22 protein-coding genes are annotated in these 24,627 nt (G+C 65.8%); 11 read left to right on the top strand and 11 right to left on the bottom strand.

The genetic code is table 11. The annotated features are described in order from the left end of the window. The first annotated feature begins 576 nt into the window (after positions 1 to 576). From LDO54_RS28925 to LDO54_RS28900, 6 genes are all read left to right on the top strand, one after another. On the top strand, positions 577 to 1,041 hold the full coding sequence (locus LDO54_RS28925; protein ID WP_224014464.1) for a DUF2844 domain-containing protein: 465 nt from the start codon (positions 577 to 579) through the stop codon (positions 1,039 to 1,041). A gap of 14 nt (positions 1,042 to 1,055) precedes the next feature. Further along, positions 1,056 to 2,621, top strand: a complete 1,566-nt coding sequence (locus LDO54_RS28920; RefSeq protein WP_224014462.1) for a DUF3443 family protein — start codon at positions 1,056 to 1,058, stop codon at positions 2,619 to 2,621. Between the two features lie 413 nt (positions 2,622 to 3,034). Then, positions 3,035 to 4,732 (top strand): methyl-accepting chemotaxis protein, encoded by a 1,698-nt coding sequence (locus LDO54_RS28915; RefSeq protein WP_224014459.1) that lies wholly within the window; start codon positions 3,035 to 3,037, stop codon positions 4,730 to 4,732. 16 nt (positions 4,733 to 4,748) lie between these two features. After that, positions 4,749 to 5,600: a CheR family methyltransferase gene (locus LDO54_RS28910; RefSeq protein ID WP_224014457.1), complete on the top strand. Its 852-nt coding sequence runs from the start codon at positions 4,749 to 4,751 to the stop codon at positions 5,598 to 5,600. Then, entirely contained in the window at positions 5,587 to 6,084 is a 498-nt protein-coding gene (locus LDO54_RS28905; RefSeq protein ID WP_224014455.1) for a chemotaxis protein CheD, read from the top strand. The genes LDO54_RS28910 and LDO54_RS28905 overlap by 14 nt, the downstream gene beginning before the upstream one ends. Before the next feature lie 53 nt (positions 6,085 to 6,137). Next, positions 6,138 to 7,640 (top strand): chemotaxis protein CheW, encoded by a 1,503-nt coding sequence (locus LDO54_RS28900; protein WP_224014453.1) that lies wholly within the window; start codon positions 6,138 to 6,140, stop codon positions 7,638 to 7,640. Between the two features lie 2 nt (positions 7,641 to 7,642). Here the strand turns inward: LDO54_RS28900 and LDO54_RS28895 are convergent, their stop codons facing one another. Both LDO54_RS28895 and LDO54_RS28890 read right to left on the bottom strand, forming a co-directional pair. Next, positions 7,643 to 8,650 carry a DUF2891 domain-containing protein gene (locus LDO54_RS28895; RefSeq protein WP_224014523.1) on the bottom strand — a complete coding sequence of 336 codons (1,008 nt, stop codon included), beginning with the start codon at positions 8,648 to 8,650 and terminating at the stop codon, positions 7,643 to 7,645. A gap of 61 nt (positions 8,651 to 8,711) precedes the next feature. Further along, complete coding sequence (locus LDO54_RS28890) at positions 8,712 to 9,431, bottom strand: TetR/AcrR family transcriptional regulator (RefSeq protein WP_224014452.1); 720 nt, start codon at positions 9,429 to 9,431, stop codon at positions 8,712 to 8,714. A 223-nt stretch (positions 9,432 to 9,654) separates the two neighbouring features. Here LDO54_RS28890 and LDO54_RS28885 point away from each other — a divergent pair, with 223 nt between their 5' ends. Genes LDO54_RS28885 through LDO54_RS28870 form a run of 4 tightly spaced genes read left to right on the top strand, consistent with a single transcriptional unit; the run spans position 9,655 to position 15,357 of the window. Further along, positions 9,655 to 10,836 carry an isovaleryl-CoA dehydrogenase gene (locus LDO54_RS28885; protein WP_224014450.1) on the top strand — a complete coding sequence of 394 codons (1,182 nt, stop codon included), beginning with the start codon at positions 9,655 to 9,657 and terminating at the stop codon, positions 10,834 to 10,836. Between the two features lie 40 nt (positions 10,837 to 10,876). Further along, positions 10,877 to 12,484 carry a carboxyl transferase domain-containing protein gene (locus LDO54_RS28880; protein WP_224014449.1) on the top strand — a complete coding sequence of 536 codons (1,608 nt, stop codon included), beginning with the start codon at positions 10,877 to 10,879 and terminating at the stop codon, positions 12,482 to 12,484. A gap of 43 nt (positions 12,485 to 12,527) precedes the next feature. Further along, a complete protein-coding gene (locus LDO54_RS28875) occupies positions 12,528 to 13,313 on the top strand; it encodes an enoyl-CoA hydratase/isomerase family protein (protein ID WP_224014522.1) in 786 nt (261 codons plus the stop codon). A gap of 34 nt (positions 13,314 to 13,347) precedes the next feature. Beyond that, complete coding sequence (locus LDO54_RS28870) at positions 13,348 to 15,357, top strand: acetyl/propionyl/methylcrotonyl-CoA carboxylase subunit alpha (RefSeq protein ID WP_224014447.1); 2,010 nt, start codon at positions 13,348 to 13,350, stop codon at positions 15,355 to 15,357. Positions 15,358 to 15,469: 112 nt separating this feature from the next. On the opposite strand, the gene LDO54_RS28865 is transcribed toward LDO54_RS28870, so the two are convergent. Next, positions 15,470 to 15,955: a carboxymuconolactone decarboxylase family protein gene (locus tag LDO54_RS28865; protein WP_224014445.1), complete on the bottom strand. Its 486-nt coding sequence runs from the start codon at positions 15,953 to 15,955 to the stop codon at positions 15,470 to 15,472. Positions 15,956 to 16,021: 66 nt separating this feature from the next. Here LDO54_RS28865 and LDO54_RS28860 point away from each other — a divergent pair, with 66 nt between their 5' ends. After that, positions 16,022 to 16,534 carry a MarR family winged helix-turn-helix transcriptional regulator gene (locus LDO54_RS28860; protein WP_224014443.1) on the top strand — a complete coding sequence of 171 codons (513 nt, stop codon included), beginning with the start codon at positions 16,022 to 16,024 and terminating at the stop codon, positions 16,532 to 16,534. 40 nt (positions 16,535 to 16,574) lie between these two features. Here LDO54_RS28860 and LDO54_RS28855 read toward each other — a convergent pair whose 3' ends face one another. The 8 genes from LDO54_RS28855 to LDO54_RS28820 form a co-directional block, all read right to left on the bottom strand. Continuing rightward, a complete protein-coding gene (locus LDO54_RS28855) occupies positions 16,575 to 17,357 on the bottom strand; it encodes a CDP-diacylglycerol diphosphatase (protein ID WP_224014441.1) in 783 nt (260 codons plus the stop codon). A 271-nt stretch (positions 17,358 to 17,628) separates the two neighbouring features. Further along, positions 17,629 to 17,919 carry a DUF6587 family protein gene (locus LDO54_RS28850; RefSeq protein ID WP_224014439.1) on the bottom strand — a complete coding sequence of 97 codons (291 nt, stop codon included), beginning with the start codon at positions 17,917 to 17,919 and terminating at the stop codon, positions 17,629 to 17,631. Beyond that, the gene (gene feoB, locus LDO54_RS28845; RefSeq protein ID WP_224014437.1) at positions 17,916 to 19,781 is read right to left on the bottom strand and encodes a ferrous iron transporter B; all 1,866 of its coding nucleotides are present in this window, start codon (positions 19,779 to 19,781) and stop codon (positions 17,916 to 17,918) included. The genes LDO54_RS28850 and feoB overlap by 4 nt, the downstream gene beginning before the upstream one ends. Next, positions 19,778 to 20,053 (bottom strand): FeoA family protein, encoded by a 276-nt coding sequence (locus LDO54_RS28840; protein ID WP_224014435.1) that lies wholly within the window; start codon positions 20,051 to 20,053, stop codon positions 19,778 to 19,780. The genes feoB and LDO54_RS28840 overlap by 4 nt, the downstream gene beginning before the upstream one ends. A gap of 268 nt (positions 20,054 to 20,321) precedes the next feature. After that, positions 20,322 to 21,785, bottom strand: coding sequence for an indoleacetamide hydrolase (gene iaaH / locus LDO54_RS28835; RefSeq protein WP_224014433.1), 1,464 nt, complete (start codon positions 21,783 to 21,785; stop codon positions 20,322 to 20,324). Positions 21,786 to 21,946: 161 nt separating this feature from the next. Then, positions 21,947 to 22,867, bottom strand: coding sequence for a ferritin-like domain-containing protein (locus LDO54_RS28830; RefSeq protein WP_224014431.1), 921 nt, complete (start codon positions 22,865 to 22,867; stop codon positions 21,947 to 21,949). Positions 22,868 to 23,003: 136 nt separating this feature from the next. Then, positions 23,004 to 23,231 carry a transcriptional regulator gene (locus LDO54_RS28825; protein ID WP_205994927.1) on the bottom strand — a complete coding sequence of 76 codons (228 nt, stop codon included), beginning with the start codon at positions 23,229 to 23,231 and terminating at the stop codon, positions 23,004 to 23,006. 406 nt (positions 23,232 to 23,637) lie between these two features. Beyond that, a complete protein-coding gene (locus LDO54_RS28820) occupies positions 23,638 to 24,342 on the bottom strand; it encodes an NADPH-dependent FMN reductase (RefSeq protein WP_224014428.1) in 705 nt (234 codons plus the stop codon). Positions 24,343 to 24,627: the final 285 nt, after the last annotated feature.

The raw sequence follows: 24,627 nt of genomic DNA, 5'->3' as shown, positions 1-24,627 counted from the left end.
GGTTCAATGCAATTACGCGAGTTGTACGGTTTTTTCGAGTTGTTACAACCGGGTGACGAAAGGTGTCGCGCAGGCGCCGGTCGTACGCCCTTCGGCGGACAAGCTCCGGCTTCATGGGCGTATCGGCACGCATCGGCCGCGTCCCGTCCGGTTCGTGCGCGGCCGGCTTTCGCGCCGTAAGGTGTCTGTCGGTAACATTTGGATATTTCAGATGCGGGGTTTTTGCCGATGGTGGATCCGCCCAGGGTCTGCGTCAAACCGAAAAAATCGCCGAAGTCTCCACGATTGATCTGAAATCCACACCGTATCGACGGGTCAAGGTGCGCGCCTCAAGGTGTGTGCGCATGCTTCGATCTCGGTCCGAGTCGACCTTCTTTTTCCCTCGTTGATGTGCTGCCCTTGCCCGCGTGGCCGGGCTTGCAGGGTGTGCGCTGCGGATGTCGCGCGCGCTCGCGAAAAAATCGAATAGTCATTTCGATTCGCTACGCAAGGCAGACGCGAATGCGCCACTTAGACTGACCGACCGCCGCGTGATCGGCGTGACCCTCTTCGTGAAAATTAATAAGGACTACAAACGTGAAGAATTTTCTGATGGGCGTGATGGCTTGTTCCGTCATGAGCGCTGCGCCTGTGTGGGCCGGATTGGGCGGCGCGCCCGCTTATCCGTCGGCACAGCGTGCGCCTGCCGTGCGCACGATGGCGGCCGCGAACGGCGTCGCCGCGTCCTACACGGTGACCACGGCCACGCTCGATAACGGCACCGTGATTCACGAATATCTCGACAGCGCGGGCACGGTGTTCGCCGTGTCGTGGCGCGGCCCGCGCGTCGGTTCGCTGGAGAGCCTGCTCGGCAGCTACTTTCCGGCGTGGCAAAAAGGTCTCGCCGACGCCCGCGCCGCGCGCGGCGGCGGTCATGGTCCCGTCTCGATGCATGGCGCGGATCTGGCCGTCGAAGCGGGCGGCCACATGGGTGCGCTGACGGGCCGCGCGTGGCTGCCGAAAGCGCTGCCGCAAGGCATGAACGCAGATCAAATTCAATGAGCGGGAGCGAGACGATGAACAAGATTCTTATGGCGTCGGCGCTCGCGCTGAGCGTTGCACTCGCGGCCTGCGGCGGCGGTGGAGGCGGTGACGGCGATAACGCGTCGGGCAATGCGGCGGTGTCCAATGGCAGCACGTCGTCGGGCAGCGGCGCTTCGGGTTCGGGGACGAACTCGGGCGCGAACTCGGGAACGTCCGGCTCCGGCAGTTCCGCGAGCAGTGGCAACAGCGGCAATAGCGGTAGCGGTGGCAGCAGCGGCTCCGGCAACAGCAATTCGACGAGCGGCAATTCGGGCTCGGGATCGAGCACATCGTCGGGAAGTTCGGGCTCGTCGGGTTCCTCAGGTTCTTCGGGCTCAGGCACTTCGGGTGGCGATACGTCCGGCAGCGGCTCCTCCGGCAGCGGCACTTCGGGCGGCGACACCTCCGGCAGCGGTTCGTCGAGCGGCGGCACCTCGGACAGCGGCTCTGGCGCCGACATCGGCAACACGATCGCAGTGCGCGTGTCGTCGGCGAGTAGCGTGCTCAATTTCCCGCTCGTGAGCGTGACGATCTGCCAGCCCGGCAGCAGCGCCCAGACGAAGTGCGCGACGATCGACAACGTGCTGCTCGATACCGGCTCGTTCGGCTTGCGCCTCTACGCGTCGACGATCCCGTCCGACACGCTGGCCGCGCTGCCGATCCAGCGCGACGCCGCGAGCGGCAACAACGTCGCCGCGTGCGGCGTGTTCGGCTCGGGCTACACGTGGGGCAGCCTGCGTAGCGCCGACGTGAAACTCTCGCGCGAAGTCGCCGCCTCGGTGCCGATCCAGGTGATCGGCGACCCGGCCATCGCGTCGAGCGCGCCGTCGTCGTGCGTCTATAACTCGTCGCTCAATACGGTGAGGGCGCTCGGCGCGAACGGCATTCTCGGCGTGGGCGTCGCGCGCCAGGACTGCGGCGCGGCTTGCGTGAACACGGCGCAGGCCGGTTATTACTACGCGGACGCCGCGCCGGCCACGCCCATCGCCATGCCGCTCGCGAGCCAGGTGACCAACCCCGTCGCGCTGTTCCCGGTCGACAACAACGGCCTGATCGTCGATATGCCCGCGATCGACGCGAGCGGCGCGCTCACGGCGTCGGGCACGGTCATCTTCGGTGTCGGCACCCAGTCGAACAACGCGCTGCCGGGCACGGCCGCCACGATCCTCACGACCGACCGCTGGGGCAACTTCCTCGGCAGCGTCGCGGGCGGCGCCACCGTGGCCGCCTTCATCGATTCGGGCTCGAACACGCTGAGTTTCGAGGACTGGGCGCTGCCGCAATATCAAGGCTTCTATGCGCCCGTTTCGGTGATCCAGCGCTCGCTCGCACTGTCCGACGTCACGGGCGCGGCGACAACGGCCAGCATGGGCATCGACAACGCGCGCACGCTGCTGTCGACGAAATTCATGGCGTTCAGCACGATCGGCTCGTTCCTCGCGCAAACGCTCGATCTCGGCATGCCGTTCCTCTATGGCCGGCGCGTCTGGTACGGCATCGAGGGCACGCGCTCGGGTGGGAGCGTCACGGGGCCTTATGTGAGTTTCGCAGCCCGTTAAATCCGCTCTGAATTAATTCGCATAAATGGCGCACTCATCTGGTGCGCCTTTTTTATTCAAATTACGCTGAAAAGGTTTTCATTAAAAATGTAAAACGTATTTGCAAAGCATGATTTATTCCGGTGATTATTCGCACAGTGTGCAAAGTTCAATCATGTATTTGTAAGCCGGATATCCTTCTCCGATATAGCCCTAAAAAATCGACGAAACCAAACGTTTGCGTCAGAGGAAACCCTTAGTCAAGGTCTCCAGATTGTGGGCCGTTATAGCGCTGGTAGGACTAGCCGCCAGAAGCCGGTCCTTTTGCCCGATTAGAAAATGCGAATTTTTAAGGGCAGAAAAAATTACTGAGAGCAGCGTGCGATTTGCACGCTTGATGTGAATTGCGCGCCACGACCACGAGGGAAATAACGATGGAACATTCGACGCCCGAGCGTCAGCTCGAACTCATCGAGCTGAGCGCGGTCACCGCTGCGCTCAATCGCGTGCAGGCCGTGATCGAATTCGATCTGCACGGCATCATCCTGCACGCCAACGAGAACTTTCTCGCGACCGTTGGCTATACGCTGGAAGAAGTGCGCGGCAAGCACCATCGAATGTTCTGTGATCCTGACTATGCGCGCGGCGAAGCGTATCGCCTGTTCTGGGAGCGCCTCGCCCGCGGCGAATTCGATCGCGGCGAATACCGGCGTCTGGGCCGCGACGGCCGCGAAATCTGGATCAACGCATCGTACAACCCGGTATTCGGCGAGGACGGCCGACCGTACAAGGTCATCAAGTTCGCCACCGACATCACGGCAATCAAGCAGCAACATGCCGAGTACGAAGGCCGTCTGCGCGCGATCGACAAGGCACAGGCCGTGATCGAATTCGACACGCAGGGCATCGTGCTGCAGGCGAACCAGAATTTTCTCGACACGCTCGGTTATCGGCTCGACGAAATTCAGGGCAAGCATCACCGCATGTTCTGCGAGGAGACGTATGCGTGCAGTCCCGACTACGCCGAATTCTGGGCCAAGCTCAATCGCGGCGAATTCGATGCGGGGCGTTACAAGCGCGTCGGCAAGGGCGGCCGCGTGGTGTGGATCCAGGCGACCTATAACCCGATCTTCGACGTGAACGGCCGCCTCTACAAGGTCGTGAAGCTCGCCAACGACGTGAGCGCGCAAGTCGAACTCGAAGAAAGCGTGAAGCGCCGCGCAGAAAGCGACCAGCGCAAGGTGGCGACGCTGCTCGATGTGGTGCGCAATGCGGCGGCGGGCGACCTGACGGGCAAGGTGGACGTGGCCGGCGACGATCCCATCGACCAGCTCGCGGCGGGCATCAAGAGCATGATGAGCGACCTTTCGAGCGTGATCGGCAAGGTGGTGGAGTCGGCGGGCACGTTCAAGGATTCGTCGCAGGACATCGCGGCGCGCGCGGACACCGTTGCGGGCGGCGCGCAACTGCTCGGCGCGACGGTCGAGGAAATGAACGCCTCGATCGAGGAGCTGACCGCATCGATCAACTCGATCGCCGACAACTCGCGCGGCGCCGACCAGCTCGCCAAGGACACGCAGCAGGAAGCGGAGCGCGGCGCGAAAGCGGTGGGCCGCTCGATCGAATCGATGGAGCTGATCAACCGCTCGTCGGAAGATATCGGCGAGATCGTCAAGGTGATCGGCGAGATCGCGAGCCAGACCAATCTGCTCGCCTTCAATGCAGCAATCGAGGCGGCGCGTGCGGGCGAGCACGGCCTCGGCTTCTCGGTGGTCGCCGACGAAGTGCGCAAGCTCGCCGAACGCTCCTCGCAGGCGACCAAGGAAATCTCCAAGCTCATCAACGAGTCGGTCAAGCGCGTCGCGCAAGGCAGCGAGATTTCGAAGCAGGCGGGCGAAGCGTTCGAGCGCATTCTCTCGGGCGTGAGCCGCACGACGCAAGCCATTTCCGAAATTTCCTGCGGCGCGGACGAGCAGTTGATCGCCGCGCGCGAAGTGGCCGCCGCGATCCAGCAGGTGGCCGAGGAGACCGAGAAGTCGGCGGGCGCGTGCGACACCATCGCGCGCGCAGCGGCATCGCTCAAGGGCGGCGCGGAAGGACTCGACACGACGGTTGCGCGCTTCGTCGTTTGACGGGCAGGAGGCAGCAGTGGATATCGATAAGGATGCCGAAGCGTCGGTGCAGCGCGCATTGTTCGAGCAGGTGAGGCGGCACACCGGCATCGCCATGAACGAGCGCAAGTGGACCATGCTCAAGGGCCGTTTGCGCCGGCGCGTGATGGCGCTGGGCCTGCCCGACTATCGCGACTATCTTCAGGTGCTCGACAGCAACGTGGACGAAGTGCGCGATTTCATCGACCTCGTGACGACCAACGAGACTTCGTTCTTCCGCACGCCACGCATCTGGGAGTATCTGTCCGAAGCGTTCTTGCCGTACTGGTATTCGCAGCAGACGGGCGCGCCGTTGCGCATCTGGTCGGCGGCGGCGTCGAGCGGCGAGGAAGCGTGGTCCACGGCCATGCTCTGCGAGGAATTTCGCGCGCGCCAGCCGTCGTTTCGCTACGCGATCGTCGGCACCGATATCTCGGACGGCATTCTCGCGACCGCGCGCGCGGGCCGCTACCAGGGCCGCAGTCTCGAAGGCTTGCGCCTGCATCATCCGGCGCTCGCGCAGAAGTATCTGCGCAGCGACGGCGAATGCGCGAGCGTGACCGATGCGCTGCGTGCGAACGTCGCGTTCCGGCAGCACAACCTCTACGCGCTGCCACGCGATCTCGGCCTGTTCGATCTGGTGCTGTTGCGCAACGTGCTGATCTATTTCGATCAGGAAGGGCAACAGGCGGTGCTCGCGAACGTGCGCCGCGCGATGCGGCCCGACGCCGTGCTGATCGTCGGCGAGTCGGAATCGTTGAGCCGCATGGCGACGGATTTTACCTTCGAGCAGCCGCTCATCTATCGCAACGGAAACCACAACGAGGAACGCGACCATGAGCACGCGTGACGTGCAAGTGCGGATGTGCGAGATCGCGGTGAGCAGTGCGGACGACGCGAAGATCCTGCGCGCGACGCTCGGCTCGTGCGTGGGCATCGGCCTGTTGTGGCGCGCGCGCGGCACGTATGGGCTCGCGCATTGCCTGCTGCCGCAGCCCGTGGGCAGCACGCGCGCGCCGGGTGCGGCGCAGACCGGAAACGGCGCGAAATACGTGGTCGAGGCGCTGCCCGCGCTGATTGCGATGATGGGCGCCGACGCCGCGCAGGACGGCGAAATCGAAGCGGTACTCGCGGGCGGCGCGAACATGATGCATCACCGCACCACGCTTCACGAGCCGATCGGCGATCTCAACGTGCGCATGGCCCAGAATCTGCTGGCGGGCGCGCGCGTGCGCGTGGTGCATGTCGACGTGGGCGGCGAGTGCGGGCGTCAATTGACCATCGACTGCGAACAGCATCATTACGCCGTGCGCCATTTCACACGTCCGGCGTGAACGCGGCGTGAGTACTGACAAGTCGTTCGCATAACGAATCAAGGAGCTTCACGATGAATCATCGTGCGCTGGCCGCGAGCGGCAAGCTAGAGCTATACGGGTCGTTTCACCTCGCGGGCACCGAGCTGGCGTTGCCCGTGGCGTCGCTCCAGGAAGTCGTCAATCATCCGGGCACGCTCACGCCGGTGCCGCTCGCGCCGACATATCTGCTCGGCCTGTTCAACCTGCGCGGCACGCTGATTCCCGTGGTCGATCTGCGCCAGTTGCTGAATCTGCGCGACGAAGGCGTGACGGGCGTGCGCAAGATCGCAATAGTCGAAGCGGCGGGCGGCCGTGTGGGTCTGCAATTCGACGCGACCGGCGAAATCCTGCGCGTGCCGAAGGAGCAGGTCATCGCGATCGAGATGGCCGAGGGCAGCGCGCCTTCGGCGATCGGAGCGGTGCTCAAGCTCGATGGCGGCGAGCGCATTTTGCAGGTGCTGTCCGCCGACGCGCTGCTGCGTCTGCGCGACGTGCCGCATCTGGCCGAGCCCGCCGCGCGCTCGATCGAGCGCCGCGCGCAGCAAGGGCAGCGGCGGCAGAACGTTTCGTTCAAGGTGGGCGGCACCGCGCTCGCACTGCCGATGGGCGCGATCCAGGAAATCATTCGCGTGCCCGCGCTCCAGCAGTCGCCGCTCGCCGACGACGTGTGTATCGGCATGCTCAATCTGCGCGGCGCAACTGTGCCGGTGCTCGATTTCGGCCGCTTCCTAGGCTTTGCGCGCGCGCCGGAAGGCACGACGTCGGCCGATGACCGGCGCATCGTCATCCTGCATCGCGAGGACCTGTATTTCGGCTTGCTCGTCGACGAAGTGGCGAGCATCGTCGCCTATCGCGAGGACGAGTTGTTGCCGATGCCGTCTTACGGCGCTGCGCATCGTTCGTTGTTCGCGGGCTATCTGGCGGCGGAAGGCGCGGAGGGCGCGAGCGGCGTCCTGCTCGTCAACGCCGATGCGCTCTACTCGAACGCGCGCGTGTCGTCGCTCGCGGCGGGGCATCGCGATCTCTATCGCAAGGCCACGGAGACGGCCAGCGTCGCGCAAAAACGCGGTACGGGCACGCGTCAGACGCTCGTGACGTTCCGCATCGGCCAGTTGCTCGGCGTGCGGATTACCGAGTTGCGCGAGGTGATCGACTATCGCCACGATACGGTGAAGACGCCGGGCTTGCCTGCGTTCGTGCGCGGCGTGCTGAACCTGCGCGGCGTGCTCGTGACGGTGATCGACGTGCGTGCGATGTACGCGATGCCGCCGTACGAGGATCTGTCGCGCGCGAAGATCCTGATCGTCGAGCATCACGGCGACAAATACGGACTCCTTGTGGATTCCGTCGAGGATATCGTGACGCTCAAGAGCGGATCGCAACTCGCGATGCCCGCCATGCTCACGCGCGCGGCGGGCGCGAATGTGCGCAGCGACATGCGCGAGGCCGTCGAATTGCCCGGCCAGGGCACGCTGATGCTGCTCGATCCCGCGTCGTTGTGCGAGCGCGTGGCGCAGGAAGCCGCGACGGCTTGAATTCAGGCGTCGAGCGCGAGCGTGGCGAAAGTGGCGAGCCAGTGCTCGCCCATGTAGTCGCCCGCGACGTGTTCGAGCGCCGCGTCCAGATGCGTCTGCGCCGCTTCGCGCAGCGCGTCGGCGCGCGGATCGTTCGCGGGCAAGGCGCGCGCGAGCGTGCGCTGGCACCACGCGCGGCTCAGGTTCAGTCCGTCGAGATGCGCGATCTTGCCGTCGCTGCGGTCGCTGACCGTGGCGGGAATAAAGAGCGTGGCGGGTTCGCGATTCGCCAGCGCGGGCAGAAAGCGCGCGAACCACGGCGCGAATTCATCGGCGCGCAACACGCGGCTCATCAACACCGCTTCCATCAATGACGGCGACAGAAACTCGTCGCCCGATGGCTCCCATGCCTGGCAGTCCGCATCGTTTTCATGCCAGCGTCGCGCGGTTTGCTCGATCCGTGTTGCCAGCGAATCGCGCTGCGTTTGGCGCGCGAAATCCAGCGCGAGCGTGAGCGCGAACGCCGTGTTGAAATGCGTGCCCACGCGCAGCGGATAAGTCGATATCGGCAGAAATTCCTCGAAGCGCTCGACGAAGGTCTCCGTGAGCGGCGCAAGCGCGCGCGACCAGCGCGCGGCCTCGGGCGTCGTCATCGCGTGCAGTTGCGCGGCGAGCGCGAGCAACCACGCCCAGCCATACGGACGCTCGAAGCCACGGTTATGCGGCAGGTCGAGATAGGCGCGCTCGGCGGCCATGTTTGCATCGGTGAAATGTTCGTCGATGACGGCGACGATGCGCGGCGCTTCCGGCAGATCGGGGAAGCGGTCGAGCAGATGCGCAATGAGCCAGTAGCCGTGCACGCACGAATGCCAGTCGTAGCTGCCGTAGAACACCGGATGCAGCGCGCGCGGCGTCTGCACGTCCTGCGGACCCGCGAGTGCGTGGGTGAGCTTGTTCGGATATTCGCGCGTGAGATGCGCGAGTGCGAGCGAGGCGAAGCGCGAGGCGAGCGAAGCGGAGAGCGTGGACATGAGCGTGGCGTGCATGGGCGATGTCGCGAGAGCGCCAGCTTAGCGTGATTCGCTCAGCGCTTCACGATGTGCGTTCGCGCTCCAGCCGCCGCATCGCTTCACCCACGTCCTGACTGAATTGCGCGAGCGCCGCCAGTTCGATATTGGGCGGCTGCAGCGCGCTCCACAACACGTTGGCGAGCTGTTCGGCGGTGGCCGCGATATCGGTGCGGCGATTGGCGAGCGTCGCGTCCCAGAGCACGTGTTCCATCGGCCCGAATACCAGCGAGCGCAGCAGACGCAGCGGCATGTCGTTGCGAATCTGCCCGCATTCCTGACCGCGCGCGAGCACGCGCATGAGCGGCGCCGTGTAGCGGCGCTGCATTTCCACGAGCGCTTCGCTCAGATCGTGATGGCGCGTGCGCCCCTCGGACAGCACGAGTTCGCAGATACCGGTGCCGCTCTCCAGCATCAGTTGCAGATGCATGCGCACGATGAAGGTGAACTGCTGATGCACCGTGCCGTCGCGCGGCAGCCCGGCTTCGATCGCCTCGATCGATTCGTCGTACCAGTCGCCGATCACGCGCGCGCACAGTTCGCGCTTGCCGCGGAAATAGCTGAACACGGTGGCTTCCGAAATGCCCAGGCGCTGCGCGATCTCGGCCGTGGTGGCGCGCGCGTAGCCTTTTTCGGAGAACACCGCGCGCCCCGCTTCGAGGATCTCCTTGACGCGCTGCTGGGACTTGCGCCCGGCCGGCTGGCGGCGCGACGCGGGCAGGACGGGATGGGCGGTGGCGGTCATTCTGAGTCAGATTCACTTCCGTGCGGATTTGCCGCCGATTATGCACGATTCCGTCGGCGATTCAAGGCGTTTATGGCGGCGCGCCGCGCGCTAAATCGGAAATCTGAGTGATGCTCAAAATCCCCTATTGACGTTAACGTAAATGTGGCGTGAAATGTGTGACGAAGAGGACAGCATGCGCCCCACGCGGCCAGGCCCGCGCCCGCACACAGGAGACAGACAGATGAGCAACGTACCCGGTTTGCAGTTCCCGCTCGGCGAAGAAATCGAGATGCTGCGCGACAGCATCACGAACTTCGCGGCCAGGGAGATCGCCCCGCGCGCGGGCGAAATCGACCACACCGACCAATTCCCGATGGACCTGTGGCGCAAGTTCGGCGACCTGGGCGTGCTCGGCATGACCGTCGCGGAGGAGTACGGCGGCGCGAACATGGGCTACACGGCGCACATGGTGGCGATGGAGGAGATCTCGCGCGCGTCGGCGTCGGTGGGTCTGTCGTATGGCGCGCATTCGAACCTCTGCGTGAACCAGATTCACCGCAACGGCACCGAAGCGCAAAAGCGCAAATATCTGCCGAAGCTCCTGTCCGGCGAACACGTGGGCGCGCTCGCGATGAGCGAGCCGAACGCAGGCTCGGACGTGGTCAGCATGAAGCTGCGCGCCGAGAAAAAGGGCGATCGCTACGTGCTCAACGGCACCAAGATGTGGATCACCAACGGCCCGGATTGCGACACGCTCGTGGTCTATGCGAAGACCGATCCGCAGGCAGGCGCGAAGGGCATCACGGCCTTTATCGTCGAAAAGGGCATGAAGGGCTTTTCGGTCGCGCAGAAGCTCGACAAGCTCGGCATGCGCGGCTCGCACACCGGCGAACTCGTGTTTCAGGACGTGGACGTGCCCGAGGAAAACATCCTCGGTCAGCTCAACGGCGGTGTGAAGGTGCTGATGAGCGGGCTCGACTACGAACGCGCCGTGCTCGCGGGCGGCCCCACCGGCATCATGGCTGCGGTCATGGATTCGGTCGTGCCGTACATTCACGAGCGCAAGCAGTTCGGCCAGGCCATCGGCGAATTCCAGCTCATTCAGGGCAAGGTCGCCGACCTCTACACCACGTATCAGGCGTGCCGCGCGTATCTCTACGCCGTGGGCCGTCAACTCGATACGATCGGCAAGGAGCACGTGCGCCAGGTGCGCAAGGACTGCGCGGGCGTGATTCTCTACACCGCCGAAAAGGCCACGTGGATGGCGGGCGAAGCCATTCAGATTCTCGGCGGCAATGGTTACATCAACGAGTATCCGGTCGGACGTCTCTGGCGCGACGCGAAGCTCTACGAAATCGGCGCGGGCACGAGCGAGATTCGCCGCATGTTGATCGGCCGCGAACTGTTTGCGGAAACGATGTAATCCTAACTATCGCCCAGAACGATTCAGACAGGAAGCCCCGATGCCGATCATCGAATCGAAGCTCAATCCGCGCTCGGACGATTTCAAGGCCAACGCCGCCGCGCTCGATGCGCTCGTCGCCGACCTGCGCGAGAAGATCCAGAAGCTCTCGCTGGGCGGTGGCGCGGCGGCGCGCGACAAGCACGTCTCGCGCGGCAAGCTGCTGCCGCGCGAGCGCATCGCGCAACTGCTCGATCCGGGCACGCCGTTTCTCGAACTCTCGCAGCTCGCCGCCTACGGCATGTATAACGACGACGCGCCGGGTGCGGGCGTCATCACCGGCATTGGGCGCATCGCGGGCCAGGAGTGCGTGATCGTCTGCAACGACGCCACGGTGAAGGGCGGCACGTACTATCCCGTCACGGTGAAGAAGCACGTGCGCGCGCAGGAAATCGCGCAGGAAAACCGCTTGCCGTGCGTCTATCTCGTCGATTCGGGCGGCGCGAATCTGCCGAATCAGGACGAGGTCTTTCCCGATCGCGATCACTTCGGCCGCATCTTCTACAACCAGGCGAATCTGTCCGCGCAGGGCATTCCGCAGATCGCCGTGGTGATGGGTTCGTGTACGGCGGGCGGCGCGTATGTGCCCGCCATGAGCGACGAATCGATCATCGTGAAGAATCAGGGCACGATTTTTCTCGGCGGCCCGCCGCTCGTGAAGGCGGCGACCGGCGAGGAAGTGAGCGCCGAAGATCTCGGCGGCGGCGACGTGCATACGCGCCTGTCGGGCGTGGCCGATCATCTGGCGCAGAATGACGCGCATGCGCTCGCGATCGCGCGTTCGATCGTCGGCAATCTGAATCGCGTCAAGACGCCTTCGCTCGCGTTGAAGGAGCCGCTGCCGCCGCGCTACGACGCGCAAAGTCTCTACGGCGTGATTCCCGTCGATACGCGCAAGCCCTTCGACGTGCGCGAAGTGATCGCGCGTATCGTCGACGACTCGGCCTTCGACGAATTCAAGGCGCGTTACGGCACGACGCTCGTCACGGGCTTCGCGCATATCTGGGGGCATCCGGTCGGCATCGTCGCGAACAACGGCATTCTGTTTTCGGAGTCGGCGCTCAAGGGCACGCACTTCATCGAACTGTGCTGCCAGCGCAAGATTCCGCTCGTGTTTTTGCAGAACATCACGGGCTTCATGGTGGGCCGCAAGTACGAGAACGAAGGCATCGCGCGCAACGGCGCGAAGATGGTGACGGCGGTCGCCACGGCGAAGGTGCCGAAGTTCACGGTGATCATCGGCGGCTCGTTCGGCGCGGGCAACTACGGCATGTGCGGGCGCGCGTATTCACCGCGTTTCCTGTGGATGTGGCCCAACGCGCGCATTTCGGTGATGGGCGGCGAGCAGGCCGCGTCGGTGCTCGCGACGGTGCGCCGCGACGGGATCGAAGCGAAGGGCGGTGCGTGGAGCGCGGAGGAAGAAGAGGCGTTCAAGCAGCCGATCCGCGATCAATACGAACGCCAGGGGCACCCGTATTACGCGAGCGCGCGCCTCTGGGACGACGGCGTGATCGATCCCGCGCAAACGCGCGATGTGCTCGGTCTCGGGCTCTCGGCAACGATGAATGCGCCCATCGAGGAAACGCGCTTCGGCGTGTTCCGCATGTGAGCGCAGCCACGGAGAAGACATGCCGATGCAAAACATGCCGAACGTGCAATATGAAACGTTGCTCGTCGACGTCGCGGAGCACATCGCGACGGTCACGCTGAATCGCCCCGACGTGCGCAACGCGTTCAACGAAACCATGATCGCCGAATTGAGCGCCGCATTCACGGCGCTCGGCGCGCGCGACGACGTGCGTGCGATCGTGCTCGCGGGCAACGGCAAGGCCTTCTGCGCGGGCGCGGACCTGAACTGGATGCGCAAGATGGCGGGCTATTCCGACGCGGAAAATCGCGCCGACGCGATGGGCCTCGCGCAGATGCTCGCGGCCGTGTATCGCTGCCCGAAGCCGGTGATCGCGCGCGTGCAGGGCGACGCCTACGCGGGCGGCATGGGCCTCGTCTGCACGGCGGACATCGTCGTGGCGGCGGACACGGTGAACTTCTGCCTCTCCGAAGCGCGCCTCGGTCTGATGCCCGCGACCATCGCGCCGTATGTGATTCGCGCGCTCGGCGAGCAGGCATCGCGCCGCTATTTCGTTACGGCGGAGGCCTTCGATTGCGCGACCGCGCTGCGCCTCGGCCTCGTGAGCGAGGCGGTGAGCGCCGCCGATCTCGACGCCACCGTGCAGCGCCTCGCGCAGACGCTCTGCGCGAACAGCCCGAACGCGGTGCGCGAGTGCAAGCAGCTCGTGCAGGACGTCGCGAGCGCGCCCATCGACGATGCGCTGATCGCCGATACGGCCGCGCGCATCGCCCGCATCCGCGCGAGCGACGAAGGCCGCGACGGCGTGTCGTCGTTCCTGGAAAAGCGCACGCCGCGCTGGCGCGCCTGATTGCTGTGCAAGCCCAGATATCGCGAGACCATTCATGTTCAACAAGATTCTGATCGCCAACCGGGGCGAGATTGCCTGCCGCGTCGCGGCTACGTGCCGCCGTCTCGGCGTGAAAAGCGTGGCCGTGTATTCGGATGCGGACGCGAACGCGAAGCACGTGGCCGCCTGCGACGAAGCCGTGCATATCGGCGAGGCGAGCGCGGCGCAAAGCTATTTGCGTATCGAGCGCATCATCGCCGCCGCGAAGGCGACCGGCGCGCAGGCGATTCATCCGGGCTACGGATTTCTTTCGGAGAACGAAGACTTTGGCCGCGCCTGCGAGGAAGCGGGCATCGTCTTCATCGGGCCGCCGGTGGACGCGATTGCGGCGATGGGTTCGAAGGCCGCCGCCAAGGCGTTGATGCACGCGGCGGCGGTGCCGCTCGTGCCCGGTTATCACGGCGACGATCAAGATCCCGCGCTGCTCCAGCGCGAAGCCGATGCGATGGGTTATCCCGTGCTGCTCAAGGCGAGCGCGGGCGGCGGCGGCAAGGGCATGCGCGTGGTCGAGCGCAGCGAGGATTTTGGCGCGGCGCTCGCGTCGTGCAAGCGTGAAGCCGCGAGCAGTTTCGGCAACGACCGCGTGCTGATCGAAAAGTATTTGCAGCGCCCGCGTCACGTGGAAGTGCAGGTGTTCGCCGACCGGCATGGCGGCGCGGTTTATCTGTTCGATCGCGATTGTTCAGTGCAGCGCCGTCACCAGAAGGTGCTCGAAGAAGCGCCTGCGCCGGGCCTCGCCGACGACGTGCGCCGCGCGATGGGCGAAGCCGCGGTGGCCGCCGCGCGCGCGGTGAATTACGTGGGCGCGGGCACCGTCGAATTCATCATGACGGGCGCGAGCTTCTACTTCATGGAGATGAACACGCGCTTGCAGGTTGAGCATCCGGTGACGGAAATGGTCACGGGACTCGATCTTGTCGAATGGCAGTTGCGCGTGGCGGCGGGCGAACCGCTGCCGCTCGATCAGACGCAGCTCGCGGTGACGGGGCACGCGCTCGAAGCCCGAATTTATGCGGAGAATCCGGCGCGCGGCTTCCTGCCGTCGACGGGCACGCTCAAGCATCTGCGCATGCCGGAGGGCGTGGAGTTCCGGCTCGGCGACGCGGGGCAGCGCGCGCATGTGCGCATCGACAGCGGCGTGCGCGAAGGCGACACGATCACGCCGTTCTACGATCCGATGATCGCGAAGCTGATCGTGCATGGCGCCACGCGCGCCGATGCGCTCGCGCGCATGCAGCGCGCGCTGGAAGCCTGCGAAGTGGTGGGGCCGAGCACGAACGTCGAGTTCCTGCATCGGCTTGTGACGAGCGAACCGTTTGCGAACGCCGATCTCGATACGGGCCTGATCGAGCGTCATCACGACGCGCTGTTCGCGCCGCAGCGGAAGCCGTTGCGCGAGGCGCTGGCGCTGGCGTGCGCGGCGCTACTCGGGCGGGAGGGCGGCGCGTCGAACACGGCGTCGCCGTGGCAGGCGCTCGCGCACTGGCGGCTCAACAGCGGCTTCACGCAGACCTTCACGTGGCGCGATACGGAAAACGATGCGTCGATCGACGTGGCGTTCGCGCACGACGGCGGCGCGCAGACGATTGCGTGCGCCGGAAGCGACGAGCGCTTTACGTGGTGGCGCGGCGAGGGTGCGAACGAATACGGCGCAACGGTCGGCGATACGCGCGTGACGGGGCGCGTGTTCATCGAAGGTGACGTGTTTCATGTGTTCTGTCTGGGCGCGGCGCTGTCGTTCGAATGGCAGAACCTGCTGGCACATGCGGCGGACACCGAGCACGGCGAAGGGCGTCTCACGGCGCCGATGCCGGGCAAGGTCATCGCGGTGCTGGTCGAGCCCGGCGCGGTGGTCGAAAAGGGCGCGCCGCTCATCGTCATGGAGGCGATGAAGATGGAGCACACCATCGGCGCACCGGCAGCGGGCAAGGTGACTGAAGTGCTCTACGGCGTGGGCGATCAGGTCGCGGACGGCGCGCAACTGCTGATGCTCGAAACCGAATGAGGCGATTGGCGCGATTACCGCGACTGTCGCGGCGGATGTTTTGACGCGTGAGAGCGTATGACCCTGGGGCGTTTCGCGAGAGCGGAACGCCTTCTTTTTTTGCGGTGTTGTTTCAGGCCGTGTTCATCGGCACCGGCGGCGCGAATCGCAGCGCGACCGCAATGCGATTCCATGCGTTGATGTTCGCGATGGCCGACGTCAGAAACGCCATCTGCATGCCGGGAAACTGCTGCGCCACTTCTGCGTAGAGGGCGTCGCTCACGCCTTCGTGCAGATGCGAAACCAGCGCTTCCGTATAGGCGAGCGCCGCGCGTTCGCGCGCCGTGTAATGCTCGGGCGCTTCGTGCCAGGCCGGGAGCAGATCGAGCTTCGTGCGCGTGAGCGCTTCGCCCGGCAGGTCGCGCGCGATATTCAGGTGGTACTGAATGCAGAACGCGCAGCCGTTGATTTGCGAGGCGCGAATCTTCAGCAATTCGGTGAGCGGCTTTTCGAGGCCGGAGGCGTCGACGGCCTTGCTCATCGTGACGAGGCCGGCCACCACGGACTGCGCTTCGTGGGCGAACGTTTCATAGCTGATGCGGGTAGACGTGCCGGACATGACTGGACCTCGCGCGGGTTGGCGGTTAATATCAGAGCACGAACATCATATTCGAACTCTGACATCATGCGCAACACGACGAAGCGGTCGGCCAAAATCGGGACGGAAAGCACGCCGCCTGGCACACCCGCGATTCCCGCGCCAGGCGAAGGCAAGCGCGGCGAGACCGGGTATCTGGGTTATCTGCTGCGTCAGGCCGGCGCGGCGCATCGCTTGCGCATGGAGCGCGCGCTGGCCGATCTCGGTATCACGCCGCCGCAATTCGTGGTGTTGACGATGCTCGTGGCCTATCCCGGCATTTCGGGCGCGGACCTCGCGCGGCTCGCCGCGCTCACGCCGCAGACCGTGAGTGTGATCGTCGGCAATCTCGAACGCGATGGCGCGATCGAGCGGCGTCCGCATCCGGTGCACGGGCGCATTCAGCAGATCGACGCGACCGTAGCGGGGCTCGCGTTGCTCAAGCAATGCCGCGCGCGCGTGAAGAAGCTCGAAGCGCAGATGATCGACGGCTTCACACCCGGCGAGGAGCAGGTGATCCGCCGCTGGCTCGCGAGCCTCGCGCGTGACGGCGAGGCTTAGTGAGCGGATTTCCCGAGCGGCCTTATTGCGCTCATTGCGCTTATTGCGCGTGCGCGACGTTGCACGCGTGATCGAGCAGGCCTTCGGCGGTGCCTGAACCGTTCTCCACGTCGAGCCCGCTGTTGACGATCAGCCAGCCGTCGCGTGCCGTATCCGCGCCCGCGCCGGTCACGAGAATCGTCTGCGCGCCCATGCTCTGCTTCGCGTCCAGATCGCGCTCGACCACGCGGAACGGATTGCTGCGGTCGGCGAGAGTCGTCACACGCATGATGCGATAGCGCTTGCCGTCGAGCGTGGCCCAGCGCCACGCGTCGGTCGCGTCATGGCGATAAGGCGCGAGCGCGTCGGCGATATCGGCGCGCATGCAATCGACGTGGATATGCAGTTGATTCTGCGAGCGCCGTTCCGTGGCGTTGATTTCGAGGCCGAGTTGCGTCGGTGCGAGCGTGGTCTTGAGCTTCGCGTTGACGTAGCGCGTCGCGTCCCATGCGCCCACCCAGTATTCGGGCGAGCCGCCGTAGAGAATCTCCGGGCTTTCGATGCCGGAAACGCGGTCGGTCGGAATCAGCAGATATTGCGCGCGGCCGTTGATGTCCTTGAGCACCGCATAGCGCTTCTGGAAATCGACCGTTGTGCACGGGCCGGGATCGCCCTTGTCGCGCGCGTTCGGCACGCATTGGCCGCCCACCACTTTCCAGAGTCCGTTCGGGTCGAAGGTCGACAGCCGCACGCAGCCGGTCACGGCGAAGGCGGCGATCAGCGCGGCGGACAGGGCTGCGATGGGCGAGCGGCGAAGAGTGGCGAGAGCGGGAAGGTGACGCATCGGCGCGAAAGGAGCGAAGTGGATCGATTCGATATCGATCGTGAACGGGCCGCGCGGTTGGCTGTGTCGATGGCTTCGATCCGATTTGATTCGATCCGAAGCGCGCGGGCTGGCCTTGCTGCGGGGAGTGTAGCGGAACGATGTGTCTGGCGTGTGTGCAGGCGCGGACTTCGCGTCGAGCCGCGATGCAAAACGCCGTAAAAAAAGCGGCCCGCCGAATCGCTCCGGCGGGCCGCTATTTCATCGACATACTCATCGACATTCGCTGCGCTTATTTACGCGGCGGATGAAACGTCACCGTCTGTTCGGCGGGCGCGTCGGACGGCCCGCAGGTGCCGCACGTGCCGCAGCCGTCGCCGCAATCGCCCGTAGCGCCTTTCGGTTGCAGCCAGCGTCCGACGCGTTGCGCGAACGCGCCGCGCTGCGGCCGCAGCAGCGGCGCGGCCGCGCCCGCCTGCACGCGCGAAGCGGTTTTCGGCGCGAGCTTGCGCAGCGCTTGCCAGAGGCTCGCCGCGACGAGCAGCGCAATCACGGCGTATTGAAACAGCAGGTTCGCGCTCACAGGAAATACCTCGCGGCTTGATAGGTGACGAACGAAGCCGCATACGCGACCGCGAACATATAACTGAACGACACCACTACCGCGCGCCACGAACGCGTCTCGCGGCGGATCACGGCGAGCGTCGACATGCATTGCGGCGCGAACGCGAACCACACCATCAGCGACAGCGCGCTCGCCACCGAGAAGTTCTGCGCGAGCGTGTGGCCGAGCGCGGCCACGTCGCTGTCGCCGCCCGCCACGGCATAGACCGTCGCGAGCGCGGCCACGGCGGTTTCGCGCGCGGCGAAGGCCGGAATGAGCGCGAGGCTCATCTGCCAGTTGAAGCCGAGCGGCGCGAACGGCCATTGCAGTGCGCGGCCGAGATAGCCCGCGATCGTGTAGTCGATGGCGGGACCGGTCGCGCCATCGGGCGGCGAGGGGAACGTCGAGACGAACCACATGATCACGGTCAGCGCGAGGATGATGCCGGTCAGGCGCTTCAGGAAGATCGTGCAGCGCTCCCACAGGCCGATCGCCACGTCGCGCGCGCGCGGGATGCGATACGACGGCAGCTCCATCAGCAGCGCGTGTTCGGTGCGGTCGCGGCGCAGATGCTTCATCACCCAGCCCACCGCCATCGCGCCCACGATGCCCAGCACGTAGAGCGCGAACAGGACGAGCCCCTGCAGGTTGAACACGCTGAACACCATGCGGTGCGGGATGAATGCGCTGATCAGCAGCGCGTAGACGGGCAGGCGCGCGGAACACGTCATGAGCGGCGCGACGAGAATGGTCGCGAGCCGGTCGCGCGGATCGGAGATGCTGCGCGTGCCCATCACGCCCGGAATCGCGCACGCGAAACTCGAAAGCAGCGGAATGAACGAGCGCCCCGTGAGGCCGACCGACACCATCATGCGGTCGAGCAGAAAGGCCGCGCGCGGCAGATAGCCCGATTCCTCCAGCACGAGGATGAAGAAGAACAGCACGAGAATTTCGGGCAGGAAGCCGAGCACGGTGCCGAGGCCGGTCAGCAGGCCGTCGGTCAGCAGGCTGCGCAGCGGGCCGTCGGGCAGCCACGCGCCCGCGATGCCGCCGAGCCAGTCGAAGCCGTCGCCGATCGAATCGGTCAGCGGCTTGCCGAGCGAATAGACCGCCTGGAACACGAGGAACATCACCACCGCGAGAATCAGCGGGCCGAGCACCGGATGCAGCGCGACGCTGTCGATGGCGTCGTCGCGTGCGTCGGTGGCGCGCGGCATCGTCACGGCGTCGGCGAGAATGCGGCGCACGGCGGCGTGGAGATCGCCGTCCTGTGCTGCGGCGTCTTCCGCTGCATCCTGCGAAGGCGCGGCGTCTTCCGTGTTCACGCGGTCGAGCAGCGCGACGAGCGACTGCGCGCCGTTGCGCTGCACGGCCACTGTTTCGACCACGGGCATGCCGAGCGCCTGCGAGAGCTTCGCCACGTCCACGACGATGCCGCGGCGCTTCGCGGCATCCATCATGTTGAGCGCGAGCACGACCGGGCGGCCCATGCGCTTCACTTCGAGCACGAAGCGCAGATGTAGGCGCAGATTGGTCGCGTCCGCTACGCAGACGACCAGTTGGGGAATCGCCTCGCCCGGATAGCGGCCCATCAGCACGTCGTGCGTGACGCGCTCGTCGGGGCTCGCGGAATCGAAGCTGTACGCGCCGGGCAGATCGAGCAGCTGCACCTTGCGGCCCGACGGCGTGACGAAACGGCCTTCCTTGCGCTCGACCGTCACGCCCGCGTAGTTCGCGACTTTCTGGCGCGCGCCGGTGAGCAGATTGAACAGCGCGGTCTTGCCGCAATTCGGGTTGCCGACGAGCGCGATGCGCAGCGGCTTGGCGTTCGGCGTGCTCATGCGGCGGTTCCTGCCTGGGTGTTCGTGATGTCGATGGCGTCGAGCTGGATGGTCACGCGCTCGGCTTCGGCGCGGCGCAGCGCGAAGCGCGTCGAGCCGATCTGCACGAGCAGCGGGTCGGCGCTCCACGGCGCGCGTGCGACCACGCGCACGGGCTCGCCGGGAACGAAGCCCAGGTCGCGCAGGCGCTGGGCGATGGGGTCGGGCGCGGAGGCGTCTTCTACGCGCTCGACAAAGGCGCTTACGCCTTTTGAAAGGTCGGTCAGACGCATGGGGAAGCTTTCTGTTTTGAAATGAGAACTGTTCTCATTGTAGCGGCGATGTGCTTTGCGTGCGGCGGAGTGCATCCGATCCGCGCGTCACGCGGCGAGGTTGCGACGCCCTGCAAGGGCTCGGCGAAGGTTTGGCCGATTGAGTGCGCCAATTTGTCACATGAATGGTCGGCGCACGTCGCGCCGACGCCGCTTACGACTGACGGCGCATGGCCGAAACGTCGTAAGCGCGGCGGAAGTGGAGCGAAAGAAAGCCGGAAAGTCTGGCTCAGATGGCGGGCGCGGGCAAGCTGCCGAGAATCTGCTCGAACGCGAGACCGATGGCGAGCAGACGACGGTCGCTGCCTGCGGGTCCATCGAGTTCCAGGCCGACCGGCAGCGGCCCGTTTTCGCCTTCGACGAGACCGCACGGCAGCGCGAGTCCCGGAATGCCCGCGTTGCTGGCGGGATCGGTGTTGCGCAGATACGCCTCCATCTCGTCGATGGGCGGCCCGCCGTCGATCGACACGCTCGACGAGCCGTTCACTTCGTCGAGCGGCACGGCGGCAAGACGCGTGGTCGGGAACAGCAGCGCGTCGAGTCCGTTCGCCGAAAACGTCTGCGCGTAAAGCTGTTGCAGGCGAGGACGCCAGACGGTCATCGCCGTCTGATAGTCGCTGCCGCGCACGTCGGCGAGGATCGCGTCGTAGGCTTCGCGCACGTCGGGACTCGCGATGCGCGCCGCCACGTCGGCCACGCTGCGCGCCGGCGCGTGATTGGCGGTGAGCCACGCTTGCAGATCGTCGATGGGTTCGTGCAGCGCGATGGCCAGGCTCACGCGGTCGTTGAGCGCGAAGATGTCGCCCATCTCGATCGGCACGAGCGTCACGCCCGCCGCCGCGAGCTTCGCGAGCGCGGCGCGCGAGACGTCTTCGGTGGCCGCTTCGAGGCCTTCCCAGAACGGCGCGGGCAGGCCGATGCGCAGATTCGCGACGGCCGCCTGCGCGAGCGGGCCGTGGCCCGTGATCACGCCGTCGAGCAGCGCCACGTCGGCGACCGTGCGCGCCATCGGGCCTACGGTGTCGCGCGTGTGGCTGATCGGCACGACGGCTTGCGGATCGTGATAGCGACGCTGCGTGCCGCCGTCGCCGACGCTCGGACGCAAGCCGACGATGCCGCAGAGCGCGGCCGGAATGCGCGTGGAGCCGCCGGTATCGGTGCCGAGTCCCGCGGGCACGATGCGCGCCGCGATGGCGGCGGAGGTGCCGCCCGACGAGCCGCCCGGAATTCGTTCGGGATCCCAGGGATTGCGCACCGGGCCCGCGTGCGGCGCGAGATTCGTGCTGGTGATGCCGAACGCCAGTTCGTGCATGTTGGCCTTGCCGAGCACGATGGCGCCCGCATCGACGAGACGCTGCACCGAGGGCGCGTGGCGCGCGGGCACGAAGCCTTCGAGCGCGGGCGTGCCCGCCGAGGTTGGCAGGCCGCGCGTGTTGATGTTGTCCTTCACGACCACGGGCAGTCCCGCGAGCGGCAGATGCGCGCGCTCGGACGCGCCGAGCGCGTCGATGCGCTGCGCCGCCGCGAGCGCGCCTTCGACATCGAGCGCGGTGAGCGCGTTGAGGTTTTCGAGCGCCTGCGCGCGGGCGATCAGCGTGGCGACGTAGTCGGCGGCCTTGAGGCGGCCCGCGCGGATCGCGTCGACGGCTTGCGTCGCGGTCAGTTCGAGCAACTGGTCGACAGTCCAGGTCATGCAGTCTCCTCCTCGTGCGGCCGTCGTGCGGCGCGGCGCGCGATCATGCGCAATCGTCATGGTTCATGCGCCGCAATTTCGCGCCGCTGTTACGCACTCAACTCACGCGCAACAATCATGCGCAAGCCAGCGAAATCGCGCGCGTTGTTATAGGGCTTCGCTCACTTCTTCATGAAGCGCAGCGCGAGCCGCGCGAGCGCGGGCACGAGCGTCGGGCGCAGCAGGCGCGGATCGTAGCCGCGCATGCGATCGGTGTCTTCCTTCAGGCACAGCTCGATCATGTCGCGCGGCTTGAGCGAATCGCCGAGCACCTCGCGGTTCGCGGGCAGGAAGTTCGAGTCGTGCGCCACGCCGTCGGCGTCGATGCCGCGCGCGATCGCCACGCGGTCCCATATCAGTTTGATCCAGATTGCGCCCACGCGCAGCGAGTGCCACGGACGGCGCCACCACGGCATGGTCTTGCGATACCACGCGACCCAGTTCACGAAGAGCAGGATGTGGCGCGCTTCTTCCTGAATCACGGGCTCGAAAGTCTCGACCAGTTCCGCCGGAAAAAAGCCCGACCGCTGCGCCGAGCGGAACAGGCCGAAGGCGAAGAAGCTGTCGATGCACTCGCTGTAGCCCGTGAACATCCACGCCCATTCGGCGTCTTTCGGCGGCGCGTAATGCGGTTCGGGCGCGAGTTCGATGCCGTAGGCCTGCACCAGATGCGAGAGCACGACCTTGTGGCGCGCTTCCTCGTCGCCGTCCATTTCGATGGCTTCGCGCAGCAGCGGTTCGGTCACGGTCGCGGCGTAAGTCTTCACACGAATCGACGCGCGGCCTTCGGTCTGCACGGCGATATCCCAGATCGGCAGCGACGTGAGGCGCCCGAGCGCGTCGGGTTCGAGCTTCGGCCAGTCGAGCACGGCGGGACGGTACGGATCGTGGGTATCGAGCAACATCCGGCAGAACATCTTGCGGTGCTCGTCCGATCCGATCTTGATGGGCCCTGGCGTGTCGTGAGTCCAGCGACGCAGCGCGGCGTCCTGGTCGGTGAGGCGATCGCTGCCTACCTCTCGATGCATCAGGGTGTCGGACATGGATACGGTAAAAATGACGGTGATATGACTCCTATTCTGTCACATTCGTAAGAAATCTTGCCTTGCCGCGCGCACGAAGGGGCCGCACGCCCGATCGTCGGAGATCGCCGCAAGTCGTCGGCTAGAGCGGGCCGGATCAGGCGCAGCGGCGCTGCTCGTCGATCCACATGCGCGCCCAGCGGCACGCGTAGGCGAGCGCGTGGCGCTCCTCGAAGAAGTAATCGAGCGCGTCGAACGATCGGTGCGCATGCGGGCGTGTGCTCGGCAGCGTGCCGATCGTCAGATTGGCGGCGTACAGGCCGTTCGGAAGCCGCTGCGCGCTGGGCGCGACTTCGTAGCCTTTGTAGCGGAGGGTTGCGTGCATGGCCACTGAATCCTGTCGATGCTTGCGTAAACAGGCCCCAGCGTAGTGACACCATCGCGCGGGCGGAACCAATCATTCGTCGCAAGCTAATCACGTCCGGCCTGCAACGATCAGCAGCTTGGTCTGCATGAGGTTTCGCATGAGGCGGGTTCGTGTGGGCGGCTTCAATGTGGCGCCGCCACAATGCGCCGTCTGTGGGCTGACCGACGCAACGCGCGCGCGTGCGTGCGCTGGCGCGCACAGCGGCGTGCGGGACCAATCCGATGAATCAGACGAATCAGACGAATCAGACGAAGGGGACAAACAGGACGTGTGAAAGGCGCGCTCGTCCGCGCGCGCGGCGCGGACGTTTTCAGGCGATGAGCGGAACGTTCATCCGCTCAAACGGAGCCACTCAAAGCGACGCTCAAACGGCGACGCTCAGGCGGTCTTCGTTGCGCGCGGGCTGGGCCGCCGAACTCGATGACGTCGACGACGTCGATGCGCCGGCGGCAGCAAGCGCCGCGCCGGTCTGCGATGCGGTATGGCGCGCGTTGAACGCGAGCGCGAATTGCGCGGCCTGCTGGCCGACCGTCGCGAGCTGATCGACGACCTTCGGATCCGAGCACTCGTGCGCGCTCTCGAAGCGCGTCTCCAGCGTGTTGATGCCCGCGCCGAACGGCGTCGGCCAGCCGCGCAGCGCGTGCACGATCGAGCGCAGCGAGGTCAGCACCGAACCGGCGGCCTGCCAGCCGTAGGCGGTCACGATGCAGCCGACCGCGCGGCCATCGAGATACGGACGCGCGTCGCCGCGCAGTTCTTCGAGCGTATCGAGCGCGTTCTTCACGAGGCCCGAGACGCCGCCGTGATAGCCGGGCGTCGCGATGATCACGGCGTCGGCGGCGCGCACGGCTTCGATCAATTGAAGCTGGGCGTCGGTGCGCGTGGGGCTTTCGGGCGCGTAGTGCGGCAGGCTGTGCAGGAAGGTGCCGTCGAACAGCTGCGTGCGTGCGCCGGCGGCTTCCGCGCCGCGCAGCGCGAAGGCCAGCGCGCGCTCGGTCGACGACGCGGCGCGCGTCGTGCCGCCAATGCCGACCACGAGCGGACGGTGTCTGGAATCGGAAGTGCTCAAGGGGTGCTCCTCGAAATGGCGATGGGCCCGGCGTGCGAAACATGACGGCGCGCGGCAACGCGGGTCATGGCGGATCGCTCGCCTGGCGCCCGATGCTGGGGCGGCTTAAATCAGGCCGGAACAGTCATCTTAGTGAGCGCGCGGCGCGTCGCGAAACGACTTTTTGTTCTAACCATATGCCGTCGCGGCGGGTTCGCACCTGCGGCGCGCGCGCGATATGCATATGCGAAAGCATTGGTTGGGGCGCGTGCGGGTCATCGGTACGATGAAACCGTCTCCTCCATG

The organism is Paraburkholderia tropica, assembly GCF_914484835.1.
Taxonomy (GTDB): Bacteria; Pseudomonadota; Gammaproteobacteria; order Burkholderiales; family Burkholderiaceae; genus Paraburkholderia; species Paraburkholderia tropica_A.
Note: the sequence above shows the minus strand (reverse complement) of the source record. Positions and strands in the feature narration are given on the sequence as shown.

Bases quoted from the DNA above. Each gene is read 5' to 3' on its own strand.
- LDO54_RS28920 (WP_224014462.1), top strand. From the start codon at position 1,056: ATGAACAAGATTCTTATGGCGTCGGCGCTCGCGCTGAGCGTTGCACTC.
- LDO54_RS28915 (WP_224014459.1), top strand. From the start codon at position 3,035: ATGGAACATTCGACGCCCGAGCGTCAGCTCGAACTCATCGAGCTGAGC.
- LDO54_RS28905 (WP_224014455.1), top strand. From the start codon at position 5,587: ATGAGCACGCGTGACGTGCAAGTGCGGATGTGCGAGATCGCGGTGAGC.
- LDO54_RS28900 (WP_224014453.1), top strand. From the start codon at position 6,138: ATGAATCATCGTGCGCTGGCCGCGAGCGGCAAGCTAGAGCTATACGGG.
- LDO54_RS28895 (WP_224014523.1), bottom strand. From the start codon at position 8,650: ATGTCCACGCTCTCCGCTTCGCTCGCCTCGCGCTTCGCCTCGCTCGCA.
- LDO54_RS28890 (WP_224014452.1), bottom strand. From the start codon at position 9,431: ATGACCGCCACCGCCCATCCCGTCCTGCCCGCGTCGCGCCGCCAGCCG.
- LDO54_RS28885 (WP_224014450.1), top strand. From the start codon at position 9,655: ATGAGCAACGTACCCGGTTTGCAGTTCCCGCTCGGCGAAGAAATCGAG.
- LDO54_RS28880 (WP_224014449.1), top strand. From the start codon at position 10,877: ATGCCGATCATCGAATCGAAGCTCAATCCGCGCTCGGACGATTTCAAG.
- LDO54_RS28870 (WP_224014447.1), top strand. From the start codon at position 13,348: ATGTTCAACAAGATTCTGATCGCCAACCGGGGCGAGATTGCCTGCCGC.
- LDO54_RS28865 (WP_224014445.1), bottom strand. From the start codon at position 15,955: ATGTCCGGCACGTCTACCCGCATCAGCTATGAAACGTTCGCCCACGAA.
- LDO54_RS28860 (WP_224014443.1), top strand. From the start codon at position 16,022: ATGCGCAACACGACGAAGCGGTCGGCCAAAATCGGGACGGAAAGCACG.
- LDO54_RS28855 (WP_224014441.1), bottom strand. From the start codon at position 17,357: ATGCGTCACCTTCCCGCTCTCGCCACTCTTCGCCGCTCGCCCATCGCA.
- feoB (WP_224014437.1), bottom strand. From the start codon at position 19,781: ATGAGCACGCCGAACGCCAAGCCGCTGCGCATCGCGCTCGTCGGCAAC.
- LDO54_RS28840 (WP_224014435.1), bottom strand. From the start codon at position 20,053: ATGCGTCTGACCGACCTTTCAAAAGGCGTAAGCGCCTTTGTCGAGCGC.
- iaaH (WP_224014433.1), bottom strand. From the start codon at position 21,785: ATGACCTGGACTGTCGACCAGTTGCTCGAACTGACCGCGACGCAAGCC.
- LDO54_RS28830 (WP_224014431.1), bottom strand. From the start codon at position 22,867: ATGTCCGACACCCTGATGCATCGAGAGGTAGGCAGCGATCGCCTCACC.
- LDO54_RS28825 (WP_205994927.1), bottom strand. From the start codon at position 23,231: ATGCACGCAACCCTCCGCTACAAAGGCTACGAAGTCGCGCCCAGCGCG.